19 protein-coding genes and 1 pseudogene are annotated in these 19082 nt (G+C 35.6%); 18 read left to right on the forward strand and 2 right to left on the reverse strand.

Annotated elements, in window-relative coordinates; all coding sequences use genetic code 11:
- Positions 1–216: 216 nt before the first annotated feature.
- A complete protein-coding gene (locus GSM42_RS14720) occupies positions 217–1884 on the forward strand; it encodes a ribonuclease J (RefSeq protein ID WP_160802301.1) in 1668 nt (555 codons plus the stop codon).
- Between the two features lie 288 nt (positions 1885–2172).
- The gene (locus tag GSM42_RS14725) at positions 2173–2790 is read left to right on the forward strand and encodes a histidine phosphatase family protein (protein WP_160802302.1); all 618 of its coding nucleotides are present in this window, start codon (positions 2173–2175) and stop codon (positions 2788–2790) included.
- A 236-nt stretch (positions 2791–3026) separates the two neighbouring features.
- Here GSM42_RS14725 and GSM42_RS14730 read toward each other — a convergent pair whose 3' ends face one another.
- Together GSM42_RS14730 and GSM42_RS14735 are read right to left on the reverse strand one after the other, a co-directional pair.
- Positions 3027–3734: a YdcF family protein gene (locus tag GSM42_RS14730; RefSeq protein WP_160802303.1), complete on the reverse strand. Its 708-nt coding sequence runs from the start codon at positions 3732–3734 to the stop codon at positions 3027–3029.
- Positions 3731–4870: a helix-turn-helix domain-containing protein gene (locus tag GSM42_RS14735; RefSeq protein ID WP_160802304.1), complete on the reverse strand. Its 1140-nt coding sequence runs from the start codon at positions 4868–4870 to the stop codon at positions 3731–3733. Before GSM42_RS14735 ends, GSM42_RS14730 begins: the two co-directional genes overlap by 4 nt.
- Positions 4871–5342: 472 nt before the next feature.
- Between GSM42_RS14735 and GSM42_RS14740 the strand changes: the two genes are divergently transcribed.
- The 16 genes and pseudogenes from GSM42_RS14740 to GSM42_RS14815 all read left to right on the forward strand — a co-directional run bounded on the left by GSM42_RS14740 (position 5343) and on the right by GSM42_RS14815 (position 19075).
- Positions 5343–5621 (forward strand): PqqD family protein, encoded by a 279-nt coding sequence (locus GSM42_RS14740; protein WP_160802305.1) that lies wholly within the window; start codon positions 5343–5345, stop codon positions 5619–5621.
- Between the two features lie 28 nt (positions 5622–5649).
- Positions 5650–5781 carry a lasso RiPP family leader peptide-containing protein gene (locus GSM42_RS14745; protein WP_160802306.1) on the forward strand — a complete coding sequence of 44 codons (132 nt, stop codon included), beginning with the start codon at positions 5650–5652 and terminating at the stop codon, positions 5779–5781.
- A 459-nt stretch (positions 5782–6240) separates the two neighbouring features.
- Positions 6241–6771, forward strand: coding sequence for an ABC transporter ATP-binding protein (locus GSM42_RS14750; RefSeq protein WP_160802307.1), 531 nt, complete (start codon positions 6241–6243; stop codon positions 6769–6771).
- Between the two features lie 15 nt (positions 6772–6786).
- Positions 6787–7212 (forward strand): lasso peptide biosynthesis B2 protein, encoded by a 426-nt coding sequence (locus GSM42_RS14755; RefSeq protein ID WP_160802308.1) that lies wholly within the window; start codon positions 6787–6789, stop codon positions 7210–7212.
- Between the two features lie 85 nt (positions 7213–7297).
- Positions 7298–8920, forward strand: coding sequence for an asparagine synthase-related protein (locus GSM42_RS14760; RefSeq protein ID WP_160802309.1), 1623 nt, complete (start codon positions 7298–7300; stop codon positions 8918–8920).
- Between the two features lie 18 nt (positions 8921–8938).
- A complete protein-coding gene (locus tag GSM42_RS14765; RefSeq protein ID WP_160802310.1) occupies positions 8939–10360 on the forward strand; it encodes a S8/S53 family peptidase in 1422 nt (473 codons plus the stop codon).
- Positions 10361–10510: 150 nt separating this feature from the next.
- Positions 10511–11269 (forward strand): alpha/beta hydrolase, encoded by a 759-nt coding sequence (locus GSM42_RS14770; protein WP_160802311.1) that lies wholly within the window; start codon positions 10511–10513, stop codon positions 11267–11269.
- A gap of 81 nt (positions 11270–11350) precedes the next feature.
- The gene (hisJ, locus tag GSM42_RS14775) at positions 11351–12181 is read left to right on the forward strand and encodes a histidinol-phosphatase HisJ (RefSeq protein WP_160802312.1); all 831 of its coding nucleotides are present in this window, start codon (positions 11351–11353) and stop codon (positions 12179–12181) included.
- Positions 12182–12218: 37 nt separating this feature from the next.
- Positions 12219–13217: a phosphotransferase gene (locus GSM42_RS14780; RefSeq protein WP_160802313.1), complete on the forward strand. Its 999-nt coding sequence runs from the start codon at positions 12219–12221 to the stop codon at positions 13215–13217.
- A 64-nt stretch (positions 13218–13281) separates the two neighbouring features.
- Positions 13282–13389, forward strand: a complete 108-nt coding sequence (locus GSM42_RS20705) for an NUDIX domain-containing protein (RefSeq protein ID WP_338055312.1) — start codon at positions 13282–13284, stop codon at positions 13387–13389.
- Positions 13386–13657, forward strand: a pseudogene (locus GSM42_RS20710) (LD-carboxypeptidase); the annotation flags it as partial. The gene GSM42_RS20705 and the pseudogene GSM42_RS20710, both read left to right, overlap by 4 nt.
- 103 nt (positions 13658–13760) lie before the next feature.
- Positions 13761–14741 (forward strand): S66 family peptidase, encoded by a 981-nt coding sequence (locus tag GSM42_RS14795; RefSeq protein ID WP_160802314.1) that lies wholly within the window; start codon positions 13761–13763, stop codon positions 14739–14741.
- A gap of 24 nt (positions 14742–14765) precedes the next feature.
- Positions 14766–15266, forward strand: a complete 501-nt coding sequence (locus GSM42_RS14800) for a protein kinase family protein (protein WP_160802315.1) — start codon at positions 14766–14768, stop codon at positions 15264–15266.
- A gap of 51 nt (positions 15267–15317) precedes the next feature.
- The gene (locus GSM42_RS14805; RefSeq protein ID WP_160802316.1) at positions 15318–15734 is read left to right on the forward strand and encodes a phosphotransferase; all 417 of its coding nucleotides are present in this window, start codon (positions 15318–15320) and stop codon (positions 15732–15734) included.
- A gap of 75 nt (positions 15735–15809) precedes the next feature.
- Positions 15810–17756: an ATP-binding protein gene (locus GSM42_RS14810; RefSeq protein ID WP_160802317.1), complete on the forward strand. Its 1947-nt coding sequence runs from the start codon at positions 15810–15812 to the stop codon at positions 17754–17756.
- 2 nt (positions 17757–17758) lie between these two features.
- Entirely contained in the window at positions 17759–19075 is a 1317-nt protein-coding gene (locus GSM42_RS14815; protein ID WP_160802318.1) for a hypothetical protein, read from the forward strand.
- Positions 19076–19082 lie beyond the last annotated feature (7 nt).

Here is a 19082-nt window from a genome sequence, read left to right on the forward strand (position 1 = left end):
GGACAGTGTTTCTTGCAGAGCACTGTCCGATCAACCAATTTATACGAGTAAAACACCAGTTAGGTGTTTTTTTATTTCTGCCTTATATTTGTGACATTTTCGTTTTTCTTATTCGCCATCTTGCATAGCCTTTTTCAATTCGTATATAATGAATAACAAGTGAGATTTGTGCGGTTATAGGGTGAGCAACAAAAAGATATGTAGGAGGTAAGTTTTTTGACAAAGAACCAACGAGGCAAGTTGCATGTATTTGCTCTCGGTGGGTTGGGTGAAATCGGAAAAAACATGTATGTTGTCCAATACGAAGATGACATCGTTGTAATTGATTCAGGACTAATGTTTCCTGAGGAGGATATGCTGGGGATCGACATCGTTATTCCAGACATATCTTACCTCATCGAAAATCAGAGCAAATTAAGAGGTATAATTCTTACACACGGACACGAAGATCACATTGGTGGATTAGCCTACATTTTAAAACAAGTCAAAGCACCAGTTTATGCTACACAACTTACCATGGGTCTAATCGAACATAAGTTACGGGAAGCACATGTACATGATGTGAAGCGGATTGTTGTTACCAATCAATCAGAAATTCAACTGGGTCGGTTAAAAGCGAGCTTCTTTTACACCAACCATAGCATTCCAGATTCTGTAGGAGTATGCGTTGACACTCCAGAAGGTTTAGTCGTACATACTGGTGACTTTAAATTTGATATGACACCAGTCAACGATAGTCAATGTGACTTCCATAAAATGGCGGAGATTGGGAGACGGGGAGTACTGTGTCTTTTATCAGATTCTACCAATGCAGAACGTGCTGGATTTATAGGAACAGAGCGATCTGTTGGGGATAGTCTGATGGAAGTATTCCGCAAAGCGAAACAGCGTGTGATCGTTGCTACATTTGCTTCCAATATTCATCGCATTCAACAAGTGGTGGATGCTGCATACCATCATGGTCGTAAACTTGCAGTGGTTGGTCGAAGTATGGTAAATGTAGTAAATATCGCATCTGATCTAGGATATCTGAATGTGCCGAAAGACTTAATCATTGAACCAGATGAGATTAATCGTCTACCTGCTCATCGGGTAGCAGTAATCTCTACGGGAAGCCAAGGTGAAGCGATGTCAGCGCTTACGAGAATGGCAAATGCATCTCATCGGAAGATTGAGATTCTTCCTGGAGATACGGTTGTCATCGCGGCTACCCCGATTCCTGGTAACGAAAGAATGATTGGTCGCACTGTCGATCAGTTATTCCGTATTGGTGCAGATGTAGTATATAGTGCCACCTCTCATGTCCACGTGTCCGGACACGGTGCGCAAGAAGACCTAAAATTAATGCTCAATCTTATTCGTCCTAAATTTTTTATTCCGATCCATGGTGAGTATCGGATGCTCCGTGCTCATGCCCAACTAGCCGAATCAGTCGGTGTGAAAACCGAAAACATTTTTATCTGCGATAATGGAGATACAGTAGAATTTTCAGGTGGAAAAGCGAGATACGGTCCCAAAATCTCTTCAGGCAAAGTTCTCATCGATGGACTTGGTGTTGGAGATGTTGGTAACATCGTTCTAAGAGATCGCAAACTCCTTTCCCAAGACGGTATTTTAGTTGTTGTTCTTACCCTAAGTAAAGCAAATGGAACCATACTATCTGGTCCAGATATTATCTCCCGTGGATTTGTCTATGTACGCGAATCAGAGAGACTTCTGGATGACGCAAACAATGTTGTTAACCAGACAATGGAAAAATGCATGAAAGACCAAGTAAGTGAATGGGCATCGCTTAAAACGAGCATTCGTGACTCTTTAAGCAAATTTCTATACGAACGTACCCGTCGTCGCCCCATGATCTTACCAATCATTATGGAAGTATAATCGACACTCACTAAACGAGAGCCAATTTTCCTTGATATATCAGGGGTTTTGGCTTTTCGTTTTTGTTTACAACCTCATTTGACCACATTTTGATAACCTTTATTGTACTAAAGTGTTTTTCCTTTCTTATCCCTAGAAGCATTCTCGATTTGAATTCAAAATTATCTGCTAATTACTGTTGGGAATCTTAATTATGGATTCCCCTTTACTGCTATAATAAGTACTTGTAACTATTAATTTCAATAATCTATTAAAATGGATTGTCCATTCACGAAAGGTTTGATTTTGTTGGATACCACTATTTATATAGTAAGACATGGACAAACAGAATGGAATTTAGAAGGGCGTTTACAAGGAAGACTAGACTCTCCGTTGACAGATGTCGGTGTGGAGCAGGCTCAGCAATTAGCAAAGCGATTACAAAATATTACCTTTGACTCGATTTATTCTAGTTCAAGTAACCGTGCATTTTCTACTGCGCTTCATCTGAGAAAAGATCGAGAAATGGAAGTAATCAAATCAGATCATCTCATGGAAATGGATTTTGCATGTTGGGAAGGTAGAAAGTGGAGTGAAATTCAAGATTTATTCCCTGAAGAATTACTACTCATGAATGAACACCCAGAACTTTTTGAAGCAAAGAAAACAAAAGGAGAAACTTTTCATGATATGCAAAAGAGATTAGCATCTTTTATTGATAAAATTTTAAAGCAGCATGCTGGACAGAATATTTTACTTGTATCTCATTCCATTACGATTAAGGTGCTGATTAACTATCTCCGAGGAGGAAATTTAAAGTATTTATGGGATGGACCAGATATTCATTGGGCAAGTCTTTATCAGGTTTGTTTTACAGAAGATAAAACAAAAATATTTTTTGAAGGAGAGGAAATCTCCCCTTTGTAACCTTGAATTACAACCTGATCATAAATAATGGTTAAGGTCATTTTTTATGAAGTTAAAAGTTATGAAGTTTTAATAGGCGGTGAAAGATGGACCTGCAACTTCATAGATCTTTCATTCGTTACTTTCCTCTATTTTCTTGTGAACTTCCAAAAATTCGATATTCATTAGGTTACATTTCTTCGGATCCCCGGCTACACGATTTTCTTTAGGACATCTCATAATTAATTCGTTTAGAGCTAAAGATCGCCTTTCGCTCTATATAGTTTAATTCGTTCGATTTCACCCTGAACAATGTGACGATTTTTTCTTGATAGAAACCAAGTGGCGGGATGCCATCCATTTGTATCAGAGAAATTCGTGATCTTTATGCCATGTAAATCATAAACCTTCTTGAATGTAAGATAGGTGCGTAGTTGATGGAATGGAGAGGTCACTAAGATGATGTGAGTGAAATTATGTTCCTTTAGCAGATTAAGCACATATTCCGCGTTTTCACGAGTATGCAATGATTGATCTTCCACTAGAATCGAGTCCGCAGGAACCCCCATAGCCAAAGCTTTATTTCGTAAATAGTTGGCACCAAGATTTACATCCCATGTTTCAGCTGCCTTCGCAATATCTTTTTCCTGAATCCGTCCGTTTCTAGCAGCATCTTGAAGATCCTCTAAAGGGATAAGGTTTGGTTCTCCAGAATCTGCTACTTTCGCACTAAATCTGCCGCTACAAACGATGTAAGGAGCCCACTGCCTGTGGTACAAAGAGATAGCTGTCTGAATTTTACTGTCTAAAAATTTGATATTTCCCCGCGTACCTGCGAGTACAACGATTGCATCAGCTTTATGTAACCGATTCCTCAGTGCAAACCGTTTTCCCTTCATGTAGAAGATCAGCCATAGGATCAACAATAAGACGCTTGAGCTTGCTGTAAGAAGGATTGTTTTCATTTTTCACCAGTGAGTATGTTGCTTAAATCAGTAACATACTGATCCTTTCTCCAAGGGGATTGTAACAATTTTCGGTGTAGGTCTTTCACTTTACTTATTATCTTACTAGAGCCAATGGAGTTTGCAAGTTGAAAAGCACCTTGTGCATAGCGGACAGAAGCATCAACAGCTCCCAATTTATAATAAGCCTCTGCTTTTTGAATTAATAACCTTGCACGACCTCTCGTATGAGTTGGATTGTATTGAGCAAGACTGGTGTCAATTTGATTAATCGATTCTTTATAGTTGTGCAAAAGTACAGAGTTAACTCCTTTCTGTGCTGTTAAGGAAGACAGATTATATTGAGTTAAATTGTTTTCAGGACTAAGTGATTGAAGTTCAAAATTTTTCTCTGCTAGCCCAATACTGCGATTGCTCTCTTGTCGTTGCAGTGCTTTCGCTTGAGCTTCTGAAAGACCCTGATAAATATACCCTTCCAACTTGGTATATCCTAAATGTTTGATTGTATCAAGTGCACGGTTGAAGCAGTTGATAGCCTCCATCGGGCGATCTTGATGGTTTAAAGTAACTCCTTCACGTACTAGCGCTGCAGCGATTAGTTCAGGATGAAACAATCTGTCAGCAATCAAAAATGCTTTTCGATGCGCCATGTTTGCTTCTGTAAAAAGCATCATGTCTCGCAATACAGATCCTTGCAGTTGATATCCCATAGAAAGTAGTCTTAGTGAACGCTCATGGAGATCGTCATTTTTTAGTTGATTTGCACATTTTGCAATTTGTTGTATCCACGAATTTAGCCCCTGAAAAACTAGTTGTGTTCCTCCAGTATGATACAACGACCAACGAAGTTTCATTTCTTCTTCCAGTACCAATAAATAATCATTGAATGAAACAAAATGCAATTGTTCAGAAGAGAGGTTGTGAGTTTCGTGCAGCCTAGTAGTTAACGATAAGCCTAGTTCTACAGGTCTCTTTTGCAAACATATACACAATCGCCTGACACTATCTATTCTGATTGTTTCACCACGTTCGGCACGTTCAACAGTAGAAAGGGAGAGTTCAGCGAAATCTGCTAGCTGTTGCTGAGTCCATCCCTTCTGGCGTCTTGCTGTTTGTAATAACGTATTTTTCACCATCGGACCTCCTTTTGATGCATAAAAACATTAAAATGCCATCACAACTGAAGGGAAAAATGACGGGTTTCTGACGGATTGAGATACAAAAATTGGTTTATCATTAAATTAGAAATATATTCTAAATGATCTGCCATTTCCTAATTACGGATATTTTAACATTGGTGATTTAGTAAATGGAAGATGAGATCATGAAAAAACGCCTTAGAGAGCATCGATTTAGCAGAAAGATGTAGGAAAAATCGAGATTCTATGAAATTGAACTTAGAATGAATTATCGATAACAAAACAGTTCCTAGCCAAGTTACAAAAGCTTTACAGATGATTGCAGATAAACACCATCTCTCTGTGTCAGGTAAATACTATCAGAATATCCAGTAATGTATTGAGGCGAGGTGAAGACTTTATTTCATCGTGGATATTACATCTCAATTTAGATAGTCAAACTATCCAAATTTATGTTAGGAGTGTTTCCATGAATGACATTTACCAAATGAGATTTAAAATTTCCTCGAATATAGTTGCTCAAAATTTTGAGAATAGCATCTTTATTTATGATGAAAATACTGGATTTTGCTTTGGGCTAGAAGGAATAGGGTCAGAAATATGGCAGCTAATAAGTGAAGGGAAAACAGTACAAGAAATAATAGATTCAGTTAAAAAAGAGTATTGTGTTGATGAAAATACTGTTCGTGACGACCTTCAGTTGTTAACCGATCAGCTTACAGCAAAAGGGATTATCCGTATCATGTGAGTTTCTTTGAAAGGAGGTGATTAAGGAAATGGAAGAGTCAAATAAAGAGTATACATCTCCACGTCTGATTGAGTTAGGAGATGTAGTAGAAATAACATTTGGCGGAAAAAGAGGACATGGATCAGATACCTTTTCAACAAGACAAGATCCTAGTCAATAGTAGTGAGTGCTATGGGAGTACAATTTGTACTCCCTCAACATAGGGGTGGATATATGAACTATTATGAAATGCTTGGCCTCAAAATCAAAACAAAGATAGATTTTGAGAAGTCTACTCTATCAAACTCAAACAAAAAATGGAGAATTTGACTTTCAAATCATCTATGATCCATTGTTTCTTGAGAACTCACTTTTCACTCAGTCAGAACTGAAATATAGAAACTTTCTTATAGGTGAAGCAAATCCTTTTAAAGAAGTTTATCAAGTAAATGGGAACTGCTTTCTAATCAAATGGTTAAACAAATATACTTTTTTTATAGATTCAATTCATAATCGATTGATTGTGAACAATCAATCGATTATGAATGGTGAATGGATTGGGATTTTATTCTCAAAAATAATTTCCTTATTACTTTATATAAAAGGTTATTCTCAACTACATGGTAGTGCTGTAAGGTACATGAATCAAACGATATGTTTTATCGGCGAATCTGGATCAGGAAAATCAACTGCTGCTTCTCTTTGTATTGATGATGGAGGAAAAATGATTACAGACGATCTAATTGCATTTAATCCAGAAGATCTTTTGGTAATGAGTGGTTTCCCAAATATAAGACTCACTCCTTCAATTATAAACCTAAGTGAAAAAGTATATTTCGAGGAATATGGTAAGTTGAGATATCATATTACAGAAAATTTTCACTTTAGGGAAACTTCACCTTTGCATTGTATTTTTTTTCTTGAAGTAAATGATCAGAAAGGTTTTTGCTATCGCAAGTTAAGAGGCAATGAACAGATCATTGATTTATTGAAAAATGTCTACAATAAAGAAGCTCTACATTATATCTTTTATGATTCTTACTATAAAAGGATCATGACAAGTTTCTTACTTCTTGCCTCGACCATCCCTACGTTTAAAGTTTACAGACATTCTAAAACAAAACCAGAGGAACTATTCTCTCTTATTCATTCTCTATTACGGAGTCTTTAATGAGGAGGAAAAATTATGGGTAAGTTTTGTTCATTCCTACTTAGCTACTGGTACTTGATATACTTTTATATAGAGGTAAGAAGAAAGGGACTTCCAGCTGTTGTAAATATAATGAAAGGTAAAGGACAGAGGAAAAAAAGACGATGGATCAGTGAACCATTCATTGTTAGCGGATATCAATTGGCTTGTAAAATGCACTTCTTAAATGTGGAATGTTTGGAGAGATCGCTTGCTTTATATCAACTGCTGTCTATTAATAGTTATGAAAGTCGATTCTGTATTGGAATAAGGTATAAACCATTTTTAAGCCATGCTTGGGTGGAGTCAAAAATTAAAACAATCGATGAAAGTGATAACAGGAATAAATTCCATGTGTTTCTTACTTTACCGGTAGAGGGGGTTGAAGATGTTGAGTATCGTTTATCCTCCAATTCGATCTAAAAACCACCCACAAGAACACATTGTTTTTGATGATTTTTTTGCTATCACTCCCGAGCTACATTTCCATCAGATCCATCATTATATTTTGGTCGTATTTGAAGATATCCATAACATTTACACCAGTGTTATCCAGTCTATACAAACTCATTTGAAATTTGATAAAAACGCAATAATCAATCAAAAAGGTATGTTTTCTTTTCTTCTTTACAATAGGGAAACCAAAGAACTAAACTTGTTTCGGAGTCTTACTGCTAATCCGGTCTTTTATTATCAAGATGCAGAAATACTAATTATTTCGAACAAATTACAGTCATTTAAAAGGTTTAGTAATGATCTTAACGAAGAGTATTTTAGGTTATATCTAAATACGGAGTTAACCGAAACAGAACATTCCCCTTATAAGGGTGTTAGAAGACTTTTACCAGGACATCAACTTTCAAAGAAAAAGGGTTTCGCTCTAAAACTAAATAAATTTTGGTCAATGAGTTTAATGGAAAGTAGAAGTTCTGAAGAATATATAGAAATATTTTCAGAAGTGATGAAGGAGATTCTTCAAGATTATGTACGAGATCAAAAATCATTTGCTTGTGAGTTAAGTGGTGGTTTAGACTCATCTAGCATATGTTGTTTGGCAGATCAATTACGCAATGAAAAATCAAGCTTTTATGGTTACACTTATATTTTTGATCGTTTATCAGATGGTTCATCCAACAAAGAAACAGTCGATATCATCTATCAAAATACAAATCTCATCCCCAACTACCTCAATCTTTCCAACTACTGGTCCTTTAAAGATACGAAAAAAGACATTGTTTATTATGATGAGCCAAGCCAACTAATCTTGAACTATGCCATGTTTCGAGATCTTCATTTAGCTGCTAAGCAGAATGGATCTACCATTGTTTTATCAGGAGAAGGAGGAGATGAACTACTATGTTCGAGCTCTCATTATCTTCGAGATCTACTGTTCCAAGGAGATTACAAACGATTGTTTTATGATTTGCTAAGGTTGGCTGCAAAGCATAAACAGCCTATCTGGAAAACATTTGGGACACACGTCTTTCCATCCCTGCTGACAAATAAATTAAAGTACAAATTTGAAAGTAAATTTAACAATCAAACATGGCAAAACACTGGATTTTATCTAACTTGGTACAATACTCCTTCCTGGATTGGAGAAAAACTAAAAAAAATAAGTTATCAAGAAGTTGAATCGGAAAGAAAGAGGATAAGAGATTCGAGAATAAGAAGTAACTATCTTCGAGAAAATTTTGAAAGACTATTGTTAATTAATCCTTGTACGTGGATTGATACTAACATTAGTAAACCATTAGATATGACCCGAGTTTATCCATTTAGGGATCAGCGGATGATTGAGTTTGTTTTTTCGATTCCTTCTTTAGATCAGCTAGATTTTAGTCATAAGAAGAGATGTATCCGTGAAGGTTTTAAAAATGTTGTTCCACAAGAAATTTTAACTAACCCAGATAAAAGTAACTTCGTAGAGATATTTCGCAAAGGATTTTACAAAGAAGCAAACTTTATTAACGAACTCATTCAAATGTCTAGAGCGGATGCATTTGGATGGATAAAAAAAGAAAAGTTACAACATGCAATAGATAAATTTAAATATGGGTTTAATGATGAATTTGGGTTAATTTCAAAGACATTAGGTTTAGAAATATGGCTTAGACATCAAGGATATTAAATTAGGAGTAGATTCGTAATGAATATGGAACCAACTTGGAAACGTATAGGTCTATTGGAGCCGCCTGCGGATAACTCAGGTCAAGAAGTCTGTATGGTTATTCTTGATGACATCATTCCACATCACACCATTAGTCATTTAAAAGGTAGAGTAAAGAAGGTGAGAGTTCATAAAGATCTCACGGTTACTTGTAATGATATATTTCAAGAACCACTTGTTTCAGAAGTAGATGATTATTTAAACCATGGTTTAATGGTTCTGAATTTGCTAGCTCACAAACCTCTTGAAGATAGTCAAGCTAACGTCCACAAAGGATTATCACCATCTGCAAACTTTGTATTCCTGCCAACTTCTAATCCCGAACGTATAAAAGTGGGTTTAATATGGATCTTAAAGCAAAACTGGAATCTCAAAATTGTATTGAATTTGTTTGTACCTCAAGAATATGGATGGATGTCGCCTGCTTCTGAAGACCCATATGTCCAAGCATTACAGCCTGCTATTGATGCAGGGTTACTAGTTATTGCTGCTGGAGGTAACTCCAAAGTCCATAACAATTTGCATCCTAATCGATTTTTTGTGGTTAGTGGATATAACGACAAAGGATCAAATAATTCAAAAAACTATGAGCAACATCTATCTGCTGCCTGTGGTTTAAATGCTGAAGGTTATTGGAGACCAGATATTCTTTCACCTTATACGTATTTACCATTGCCAAGCCTAACAGGAACTGGTTTTGATTACTTTGGAGGTACTTGCGGTAGTGCCGCCTTAGTTGCAGGGCTATGTGCTTCTTTACTTTCAGCCATTCCAGATATTACATCGAATACCCTAAGGAACGTGTTGATAGAGACAGGATGCGATATAGATGGTTTTCCAGCACCTATTCTTAATGCGGAAAAAACGCGAAATGCCTTACAAAATGGTTACCGAAATAATACTTCACCATCATCAAATCCATTAGTTAAGGTTACAAATGAAAATATATCTATCCTATCAAAAGATCCATTGGAAAGATCACTTGCTTTGACTATCCTACTAAAAAATGACCAAATGAAAAGAGAGGAGATATGGACATACACAGATGATATATCTCCAATGGTAAAAAAAGTTGCTATACAAGGTTTGGGAGATCCAATAAGTGATTTGGAAAGAAAGCATTATTGGAATAAGGTTTATAAAGAAAAGAGTGATTTTGGAGTAAAGGAGTCATGGTTGTATACATTACTTCGAACTTCATCTGCACATGAGGTAGATAAATGGATGTCTCTTGTAGAATTTATAACGATTGATGGTTTGATTTGTATCCATTTATTTTTACAAAAGCACTATCCAGAAGCACCTAGAATGGTTATTTCACCTGATCCTAGTATGTTGGTTTCTACTTTCTCACCCGTTTTGGAGTGGTATCAATTTCACATAAAATCTCTATTAAACTGACTGATTTAGTAATATATTTCTTTCGAATTCCCTAAAAAGGAAATGAAACCTGCTCCAATGATTCAAAATTAAATTTAATTGAAATGTTTCATTTCATGGATACTACTGAATTAGTTATAACTCTAGAAACAAGAAAGGAGAAGTAAAAGCATGGAAAAAGTAACCTTTAAAAATTTCCGAAATCTAACATTGGTAGGTAACTTTTATCCATCATCTCCCGAAAACATTATTATCATGTGTCATGGTTTTACTTCAGATAAATCCTCTAGGGGAAGATTTGATAGGTTTGCAAACGCTTTTCATCAATTAGGGTATAGTGTTTTAGCTTTTGATTTTAGTGGCTGCGGGGAAAGTGATGATGAACGATTAACCATGACTACACGGATTGATGATTTACATGCTGCTATTTCCTTTGTAAAATCCAGAGAGTTTAGTCGTATTGCTCTTTTTGGTCATAGCCTTGGCAGTAGAGTGTGCTTAGAATGCTACACGGATCAGATTGCCACGATGGTTTTGACAGGGGCATTAACTGGTTCAATGAAATACGATTGGAACAATATTTTAACAAAAGAAGAATTACAAGAACTAAAGGAAAAAGGCTACATCACAAAAAATCAAAAGCATAGAAAGGTCATCATCGATAAGCAAATGCTTATAGATTTTGAGTTAGTAAACCAAAAAGAATTACTCACAAATGTAAAGTGCCCAGTATTGATTATGAACGGGGATGCAGATGAGGAAGAACGGGACTTATACAAATTAAGCAAACATGGAATGAAATGGTTACCGAAAGACTCTAAGTTGGAATTGATTCAGGGTGCGACTCATAGCTTTACAGATCGCTTACCTGTGATTGAAAAGTTGGCAACAAAGTGGTTTTTAAAAAATTTTCCGCTTTTAAAGAAATAATCATGGCTCGTATTTTCATAATAAGTATATAAGTGTGATTTCTAATGGTTAGAAAAGAGAAAATAACGGGAGGGTATGAGGATGAAAGTAGACGGGCATACCCACACGCATTATTGCCCACATGGTTCTGGAGAAGAGACAGCAAAGTTTATTGAAAAAGCAATTGAACTAGGATTTGATAGATATGTTTTAACTGAACATGCTCCATTACCTCGTTCATTCTGTGAAGCTTTGCCATATGAGAAAGAATTGGTTCAATACTTTACCATGAAAGAAACAGAGTTTGATGACTATATAAAAGAAATGCATCAGTTAAAACGTAAATACAAAGACCAAATTGAGATACGTGTAGGGTTTGAGCTCGATTATTTATCCGAGTATATCGATTGGACGCGAAATCTACTTCGAGAATATCAGGGTTATATAGAAGAAACGGTTCTATCTGTACATTTTCTAAAAGGAGTAGATGGATGGCGTTGTATAGATCATACTCCTGAGGAATTAGAAGAAAATGTTGTTTTATACCATGGGAATTTTCAATCCGTACAGAAGACTTACTATGAAACGATCAAAGAGGCCATCCTTCAGTTCCAACCTTCCAGAATAGGTCATCTCTCCTTGTGTCAAAAATTCCAACATTATTTTGATGAAGGGACCCTGGTGGCAGACAAGGCAAAAAATGAAGTCGAACAAATCCTGATATTGCTCAAGAAAAAAGGGATTGCATTGGATTTCAATACTGCTGGAATTGATAATAAATATTGCTTGGAGCCTTATCCATCAAATTGGATTGTGAAAAAAGCGCAAAAAATGGGGATTCCATTTATCTTTGGATCAGATGCACATGCAGTTGATGAGGTGGGGAGATCGTATAGTTTGTTTCAGTCAGTGATACTATCTAGTTTGGGCTAATTCATCCTTTTATTTTATCGAGAAGTGGGGGTTATCGTTGCTAGAAAAAAAGCCGTATTGGGCAGATGTTCCTGCTATGTTACAGTACGAAATAGAACAAATGATGGGCTCTCGAATTGTAAAAGCTGATCGGGTTTTTGGAGGATTTGGACCTAGTGCAACATTCCGTCTCTATATGGAAGATGGGCGCACGATTTTTGCCAAGGGAGCTGGTAAGGGATCAACTTCTTATAATTGGGAATCGGTTTCTTCAGAAGAATATATCTATGAAACCGTCAATTGTATCAAGCCTTTTGCACCAGTTTATCTGGGATCAATGAAAACGTCTGAATGGCATTTGATTTTTCTTGAAGATGTGAGCAAGGATAGAGAAGTACCCCCATGGACCGAAAATTTGGCGAAACAGGCGATGCACGGTATCGCTAACTTTCATATAAGTGGTTTGGATGAACGAGAAAAGGTGACAACGATCGATATAACGGAGTACAATGAGAATTGGAAATCACTGAAAGAAAATGAAGCGAAAAGAGAATGTTTCTTTGCTTTGTATGGAGACAAAAAATCAGAGGCAGAATTTTGGTTTTGGGAAGTGATTGATCAGCTAATGGATGCAGAAGGCGATGTTCTGGCATCAGATCAACCGTGGGGTCTGATTCACTTTGATCTACGAGCTGATAATATGCGTTTTCGAGATGGAAGACTCATACTATTCGATTGGTCGCTGATGTGTTATGGACCATTGATATTGGACGCCACATTCTTTTTCCCCAGTGTGAAAGGGCAAGGTGGACCAACAGCCAAAGTTTTAATGCGTGAATATCAAAAGGTATTGAAAAAAATTAATATCACATTTCCTCATTTTTGTATTGATGCTGCCGCAGCTTTCACCGCAGGTTATTTTGCCTCCAGAGCAGGGAAAGAGCAGAAACCACTATTGCCAAGGATTCGGGAACTTCAGCGTATGCAACTTGGTCCAGCACTTGAATGGATGACAATAAGGATGAATTTGCCTCAGTCGCCTTGCATCAAATTTTAGTACTAAGGAGAGCCAAACAATGTATGTATCTGTAAGCGCATATATTGAAAATGATTTTGGTTAAGTGCTGCTTGTAAAAACGATCAAACGATCTGATACTTGGGAATTTCCGGGTGGTCAAGTTGAGGATAAGGAATCGCTGCTGTCTGCTCTCAAAAGGGAAGTTGTATGAAAAAGGGTATGGATTATACCATCGATTATTTGCAAAAGTGTCTTATGATAGAAAGTTCATTGAAAATAGGACCTTTCATGAGAATAGAGGTTGGACTGTTATTCAAGAAGGAGAAGCAGAGGGAGTGAGTATAGGAGGAAATCTATGCACCTTAAATCTACTTCAAGGAACGGAATACATGCCATTTCTAGAAGGTAGTATTCTTTTTCTAGAAGATGATTACCTAACTTTCCCTGCTAATTTTGATCGAGATCTCCAATCTCTTTTGTTTTTGGTTCCGTTGCACATGCAGTTAAAGAAGTATGACGGCACTATAACCGTTATGAATCTATATTTGAACAGTAGTACTCTAGGGAAAGGAATACGGAACTATGTTATTTCCAAAAAGATGTAAATCAGGTGACCATATCCGAGTTGTTTCTCCATCTAGCAGTTTCTCTATTTTATCGAAAGAAACGGTAGATATTGCCCTGCAAAGATTAAGTAATCTAGGGTTTACCATCTCGATATCACAACATGCATCTGTGATCGATGGGTTTGATTCCTCATCTATCGAGGCGAGGATCGAGGATATCCATGATGCTTTTGCAGATGAGAGAGTGGATGCCATTATTACAACGATTGGAGGACATAACTGCAATCAATTATTGAAATATTTGGATTACAAACTCATCAAACAAAATCCGAAAATACTTGTTGGATACTCAGACATAACAGCTCTATCCAATACGATCTATGCCAAAACAGGTCTCGTCACGTATTCTGGTTCACATTTTTCTACGTTTGGGATGAAAAAAGGTGTAGAATACACCATTTCATATTTTCAAAAGTGTCTCATGATGGAAGATTCATTAGCCGTGAAACCATCTACACATTGGAGTGATGATGCATGGTATTTGGATCAAGAAAATAGAACTTTTCATGTGAATAGAGGTTGGACTGTTATTCAAGAAGGAGAAGCAGAGGGAGTGAGCATAGGTGGAAATTTATGCACCTTAAATCTACTTCAAGGAACGGAATACATGCCATCTCTAGAAGGTAGTATTCTTTTTCTAGAAGATGACTATCTAACCTTTCCTGCCAATTTTGATCGAGATCTCCAATCTCTGATTCATCAATCTGGTTTCGAAGGAGTAAAAGGTATCCTAATAGGTAGATTTCAACTCAAAAGTGGCGTAACGGACGAGCTCTTGCAAAAGATAATAGCTTCTAAGAAAGAGCTAAGAGGAATACCTATACTTGCAAATGTAGACTTTGGGCATACCAGTCCCATATTTACCTTTCCAATTGGTGGGAGAGTGAAAATGAGAGCGATGAAGGAAGGATCGAGTCTTGTCATCCAACAACACTAAATTACTTAGAGAATTATTGTCGAGGTGAGTGAAATCAAAGCAATTCAAGAATCTATTTTTCATACAATGGAATCGATGCTATCTGTAGAAGTACAGTCTGAAGAACCGATTCTTCGAGGACGTAAAAATTTAAAGTGGATCGTTACTTTATCCAGTGGAGAAAAATTATTTGTAAAACAGTATCATCAACAACGGTACATGGGAAAGCTTTCATACGTCAAAAAAGCTTTAGCGATCCAAAATACACTTCAACACCAAGGAGTCGTTTGTCCGAAAATCCATACTTGGAATGGAGAATATATTTTAACTACTCCAGACGGAGTTTTGTTTTCATTCATGGAGGTGTGTAAAGGAGAGTTTGTAAAGCCCAGTCATACAACTGTGAAACAAATGCAGTCTCTTGGATATGAACTAGGAAAAATGCATTCTGCTTTTCGAAGACTACCTGCCAGTGTGCTCCATTGGTCACCATCAAAAGAACACATTCAGGATGAGTGGGAAAAACAATACAAACAAGCAAAATAAGGTGAATGCACTCCTCGAATTCTGTCTACATTGTAGCAACAACGAGAGATTTTGAATCACCTTGATTTTACCCTATTTCAACTTTGTACTCATGGTTGGACTCACTGGGATCTCCACCTTGATAATGTGCTATTTCAAGATGATCATGTTTCAGCAATCTTAGATTTTGATCGAGAGAGGTATGTGTACCCAGAATTAGATGTGGCACGGGTAGTATTATCTGGTTGCATAGATGAAAATGGTTTAAATAAGGCAAAGTTAGATTCTTTTTTTAAAGGTTACCAAGAATGGTTTCCATCTTTTGAGTTGAAAGACTTAGGACGAGCACTTCAATTGTTATGGATAGTGGAAGCACCTTGGTGGATAAAAACAGATATCGAAAAATGCAGTGTAGTTCCACAACGATTTTTTCTAGAGATCGAGTGGTTACAAAAGAACTGGGGTATTTTCAATGAAAATTCACAATAAAAATATTTTATAGAAAAATCGAAGGAATTTAGCAATATGAATAGAATTTAATACCTTGATGGAGGGATGTATATTATGAATAAAGTGTTAGAAGGTTTAGATGAAAGCCTATCTATTTTCGGAGGTTTTAAAAGTTTCTTTCGGAAAAATCCCGATTCATTAGTTGGATATGTCATGGATTTGGGTTACGAAGAAGGGGTAGTGATAACAAATGATTTTTACAAACTTCGAAACCAAGGTATCCCCAAAAATTCATTTGTAATTATCAAATTGATTGATACAAATGTCAATGTTATTGATAGGAATACAAATAAAAGTATAGGTGTGCCTGAACATTACATTCTTGCTAGAGTGAAAGAACCAACAGCTACACCTCTTTCAAGTGATGTTTCGAGAACCTATTTTGAATTGCATAAAAGTCATATGCCTGAGATAGATATTTTTACAAAGGCGGAATTACAATGGAGTGCACTAAAAATAGCTGTTTTAGGTACATATTATGAAAATGAAGAAGGTAATTTAGAGTTTGCTGGTGATATAGAAAGTTATTTTTCTCCACACTTATATGAAGTGTACAGACCTTCTAACGAAATTCTTGACAACATAATAAATAGTTCGATTCAAAAAAATATATTCAATATCGGAAAACTTCGATATACAGAATCAAAATTGTATAAATCAGTTGACGTTAAAGTAAATGTTTCAGTTGATGATTTTATTGGTTCCAGAACTGCCTTATTTGGAAAAACAAGAATGGGTAAAAGCAATACTGTAAAGATCATTGCAGAATCTATTATAACGAATCAAGATAATGATAAAACAGTTGGGCAAATTATCTTCGATATGAATGGTGAATATGCCAATAAAAATGGTCAAGATGATACATCATTGTATGAAAAATACAACAGTAAGTGTACTAGGTATTCTGTTAATAAGAAAGCAGGAATGGAAACTTTAAAAGCAAATATGTATGAAGATCTAAAGCTCGGACATGAGATCATTAAACAAATGTTGCTAGAGGAAAATGTTAAGGCTGATTATATTAATGGTTTCACCAGTTTTGAGCTACAAGATGATCAAGAACAAGAAGATATTAAAAATCGTAGTTATGGAGATTACAAACGTTATAGACGTCACGAGAGCATTTATAAATGTATCCTAAAAAAGGCTAAATTTGAATGTGGTGATAAATATAAAGTTTACTTTGATATAAACTCACAAATACTATCAACGGTATTTGGGGAAAATTTCAAATTGCAAGGAAAATATATTCCCATTGGTGACGCTATTTCGTACTACAGTAAAATTTGGGATACTTACGTTGATCTGAAAGGTAAGGGCCCATTTATTAAAAAGAATAAAGATAAAGAAAGTATAGAAAAACCATATTTTGATGAAACGGATATCTCTTTGCTCAGTATTTTAACAGGAAAAAAACACAGCGGTTCAAACGTCAGTGGAATAACAAAAATAATGAAATATAGTGACTATCATGATTACTCAGCCAACAATGCACTATACAAAATGTTAGATGATATATATAAAGAAAAGACAGTGATTTTAGATTTGAGTAATTCTAATCCAGTAATTTCACGTTTTTTTACTGAAAAATTGTGCAATACCATTTTTTCCGAACAAATGGAGCTATTTACAGAAAATAATTTAAATGGTCGTTATGTACAAATGTATTTTGAAGAAGCCCACAATATTTTCCCTTCGAATGATAATGACATGTCTAATATATATAATCGATTAGCTAAAGAAGGAGCTAAATTAAACATTGGTTTGATTTATTCAACACAAAGTATCAGTACTTTGAGCAGAGATCTGCTAAAGAATACGGAAAACTTTTTTATCGCTCATTTAAATGATCAAAATGAAATTAAAGAATTAACCAAGTTCTATGAATTTAAAGATGTAGGGTTGGATGTTCAAAAGACAAAATCAAAAGGATTTGTGAGGCTTGTTACACAATCACATAAATATGCATTACCAGTTCAAATCAAAAAGTTTGAGGTGTAGACATGGCCTATAATTCTAATGGAAAGATGCCATTTGAATTCGCTAGTAAGTTAGGACATTTAGACATTATAAAAAATGATTTTGTGAAGGAACTAATTAATGAGTTTGAGTCAGTACAATTTAATTCAGATCCCAAGCATATTGAGGAAAATACCTACACAGTAGATGTAGACAAAAGCGATATACGTGCAATTATTACCATTGATGGGAGTTGCAGCACTCTTGAAAATGCAATAAATAAAAAGAAATCAATTTCATTTATTAAGATCGCCACTCTGATGATAGGTTTAGAGAAGTTAGAACAGGCCCAAAGTGTCATTGTTGATCCCAAACTAATTAATGAGATTATCACTCAATATTCGGATACCATATGTACAGTTCTCCCTTTGAACAATGTAAAAATCAAAGGGATCTCTCCATTAGAAACGATTAGGAGAATTGTAAATATAACCATTAGAGAAAAGTATCCAGTTTTATATGAAACTCTTCGATTTTTGGTATTTAAAGAATGGCTTAATAACTATGATTCTACTATCAGTTTTTCATGCCCCATGTGTGGTCATGTAAACATAAAGATAGGTGAATTTGACCAATTTATATGTGGAAATGTAGAATGCGGACAGAATATTTTCTTAACAGACTATATTGGATTGCACATGGAATTTAGTGAAGAAAATACAAATGAAAGTATTGCATTGAATTTCATGCAAGTATTGGAGCATCTTTGGTATTTAAGTTATTTGATTTCAATTTACAAAGATAAAAAATATCGCTTGTCACAAATTTTATTATTAAAAGATGGTCCATTAATTCTTAACTCGCAATATTCAAGATTAGTAATTCCTATAAGAGAATTTATTCAACATCTCAAAGATAGTGATGTCAAAGCATATTTGGTAGGAATAGAGAAGAGCGGTCCCTTTACAGATCATGCAGAAATTATCTCCAAGAATTTAAAACAGGTTGGAGAAGTATTCATTCCGAGTAATAAGTATATTTTTTCAAATATAAAATCGGGTGGATCAGATACGGATTATGGTGAAAGAGTGCTATATGGTTCAAAATTATTCGTAAAAATAGATGAGAATAATGTTATAGTAGCTACTATACCGACTGGTGAGTATACCTCTAATCCAAAATATGAGGACTTCTATGGTATTAATGAGATAGTAAAAATCCTTGTTCAGCTAAGATCCAAACAATTCGCGAATGCCTTATTACCAATTGTTGCAGTTAATAAACTTGCTTCAATGTCTGTTTATCCAACAAACAACATTTTACAGAAATTCGCGGATAGCATGATAGGTGTGGAGAGATGAGGTGAAC

Origin of the sequence: Shimazuella alba, assembly GCF_009831235.1 — a bacterium.
Taxonomy (GTDB): Bacteria; Bacillota; Bacilli; order Thermoactinomycetales; family Thermoactinomycetaceae; genus Shimazuella; species Shimazuella alba.

Coding starts and splice junctions, on each gene's coding strand:
- GSM42_RS14730 (WP_160802303.1), bottom strand. CDS start 3,734: ATGAAAACAATCCTTCTTACAGCAAGCTCAAGCGTCTTATTGTTGATC.
- GSM42_RS14735 (WP_160802304.1), bottom strand. CDS start 4,870: ATGGTGAAAAATACGTTATTACAAACAGCAAGACGCCAGAAGGGATGG.
- GSM42_RS14740 (WP_160802305.1), top strand. CDS start 5,343: ATGAATGACATTTACCAAATGAGATTTAAAATTTCCTCGAATATAGTT.
- GSM42_RS14745 (WP_160802306.1), top strand. CDS start 5,650: ATGGAAGAGTCAAATAAAGAGTATACATCTCCACGTCTGATTGAGTTA.
- GSM42_RS14750 (WP_160802307.1), top strand. CDS start 6,241: ATGAATCAAACGATATGTTTTATCGGCGAATCTGGATCAGGAAAATCA.
- GSM42_RS14755 (WP_160802308.1), top strand. CDS start 6,787: ATGGGTAAGTTTTGTTCATTCCTACTTAGCTACTGGTACTTGATATAC.
- GSM42_RS14765 (WP_160802310.1), top strand. CDS start 8,939: ATGAATATGGAACCAACTTGGAAACGTATAGGTCTATTGGAGCCGCCT.
- GSM42_RS14770 (WP_160802311.1), top strand. CDS start 10,511: ATGGAAAAAGTAACCTTTAAAAATTTCCGAAATCTAACATTGGTAGGT.
- hisJ (WP_160802312.1), top strand. CDS start 11,351: ATGAAAGTAGACGGGCATACCCACACGCATTATTGCCCACATGGTTCT.
- GSM42_RS14795 (WP_160802314.1), top strand. CDS start 13,761: ATGTTATTTCCAAAAAGATGTAAATCAGGTGACCATATCCGAGTTGTT.
- GSM42_RS14810 (WP_160802317.1), top strand. CDS start 15,810: ATGAATAAAGTGTTAGAAGGTTTAGATGAAAGCCTATCTATTTTCGGA.
- GSM42_RS14815 (WP_160802318.1), top strand. CDS start 17,759: ATGGCCTATAATTCTAATGGAAAGATGCCATTTGAATTCGCTAGTAAG.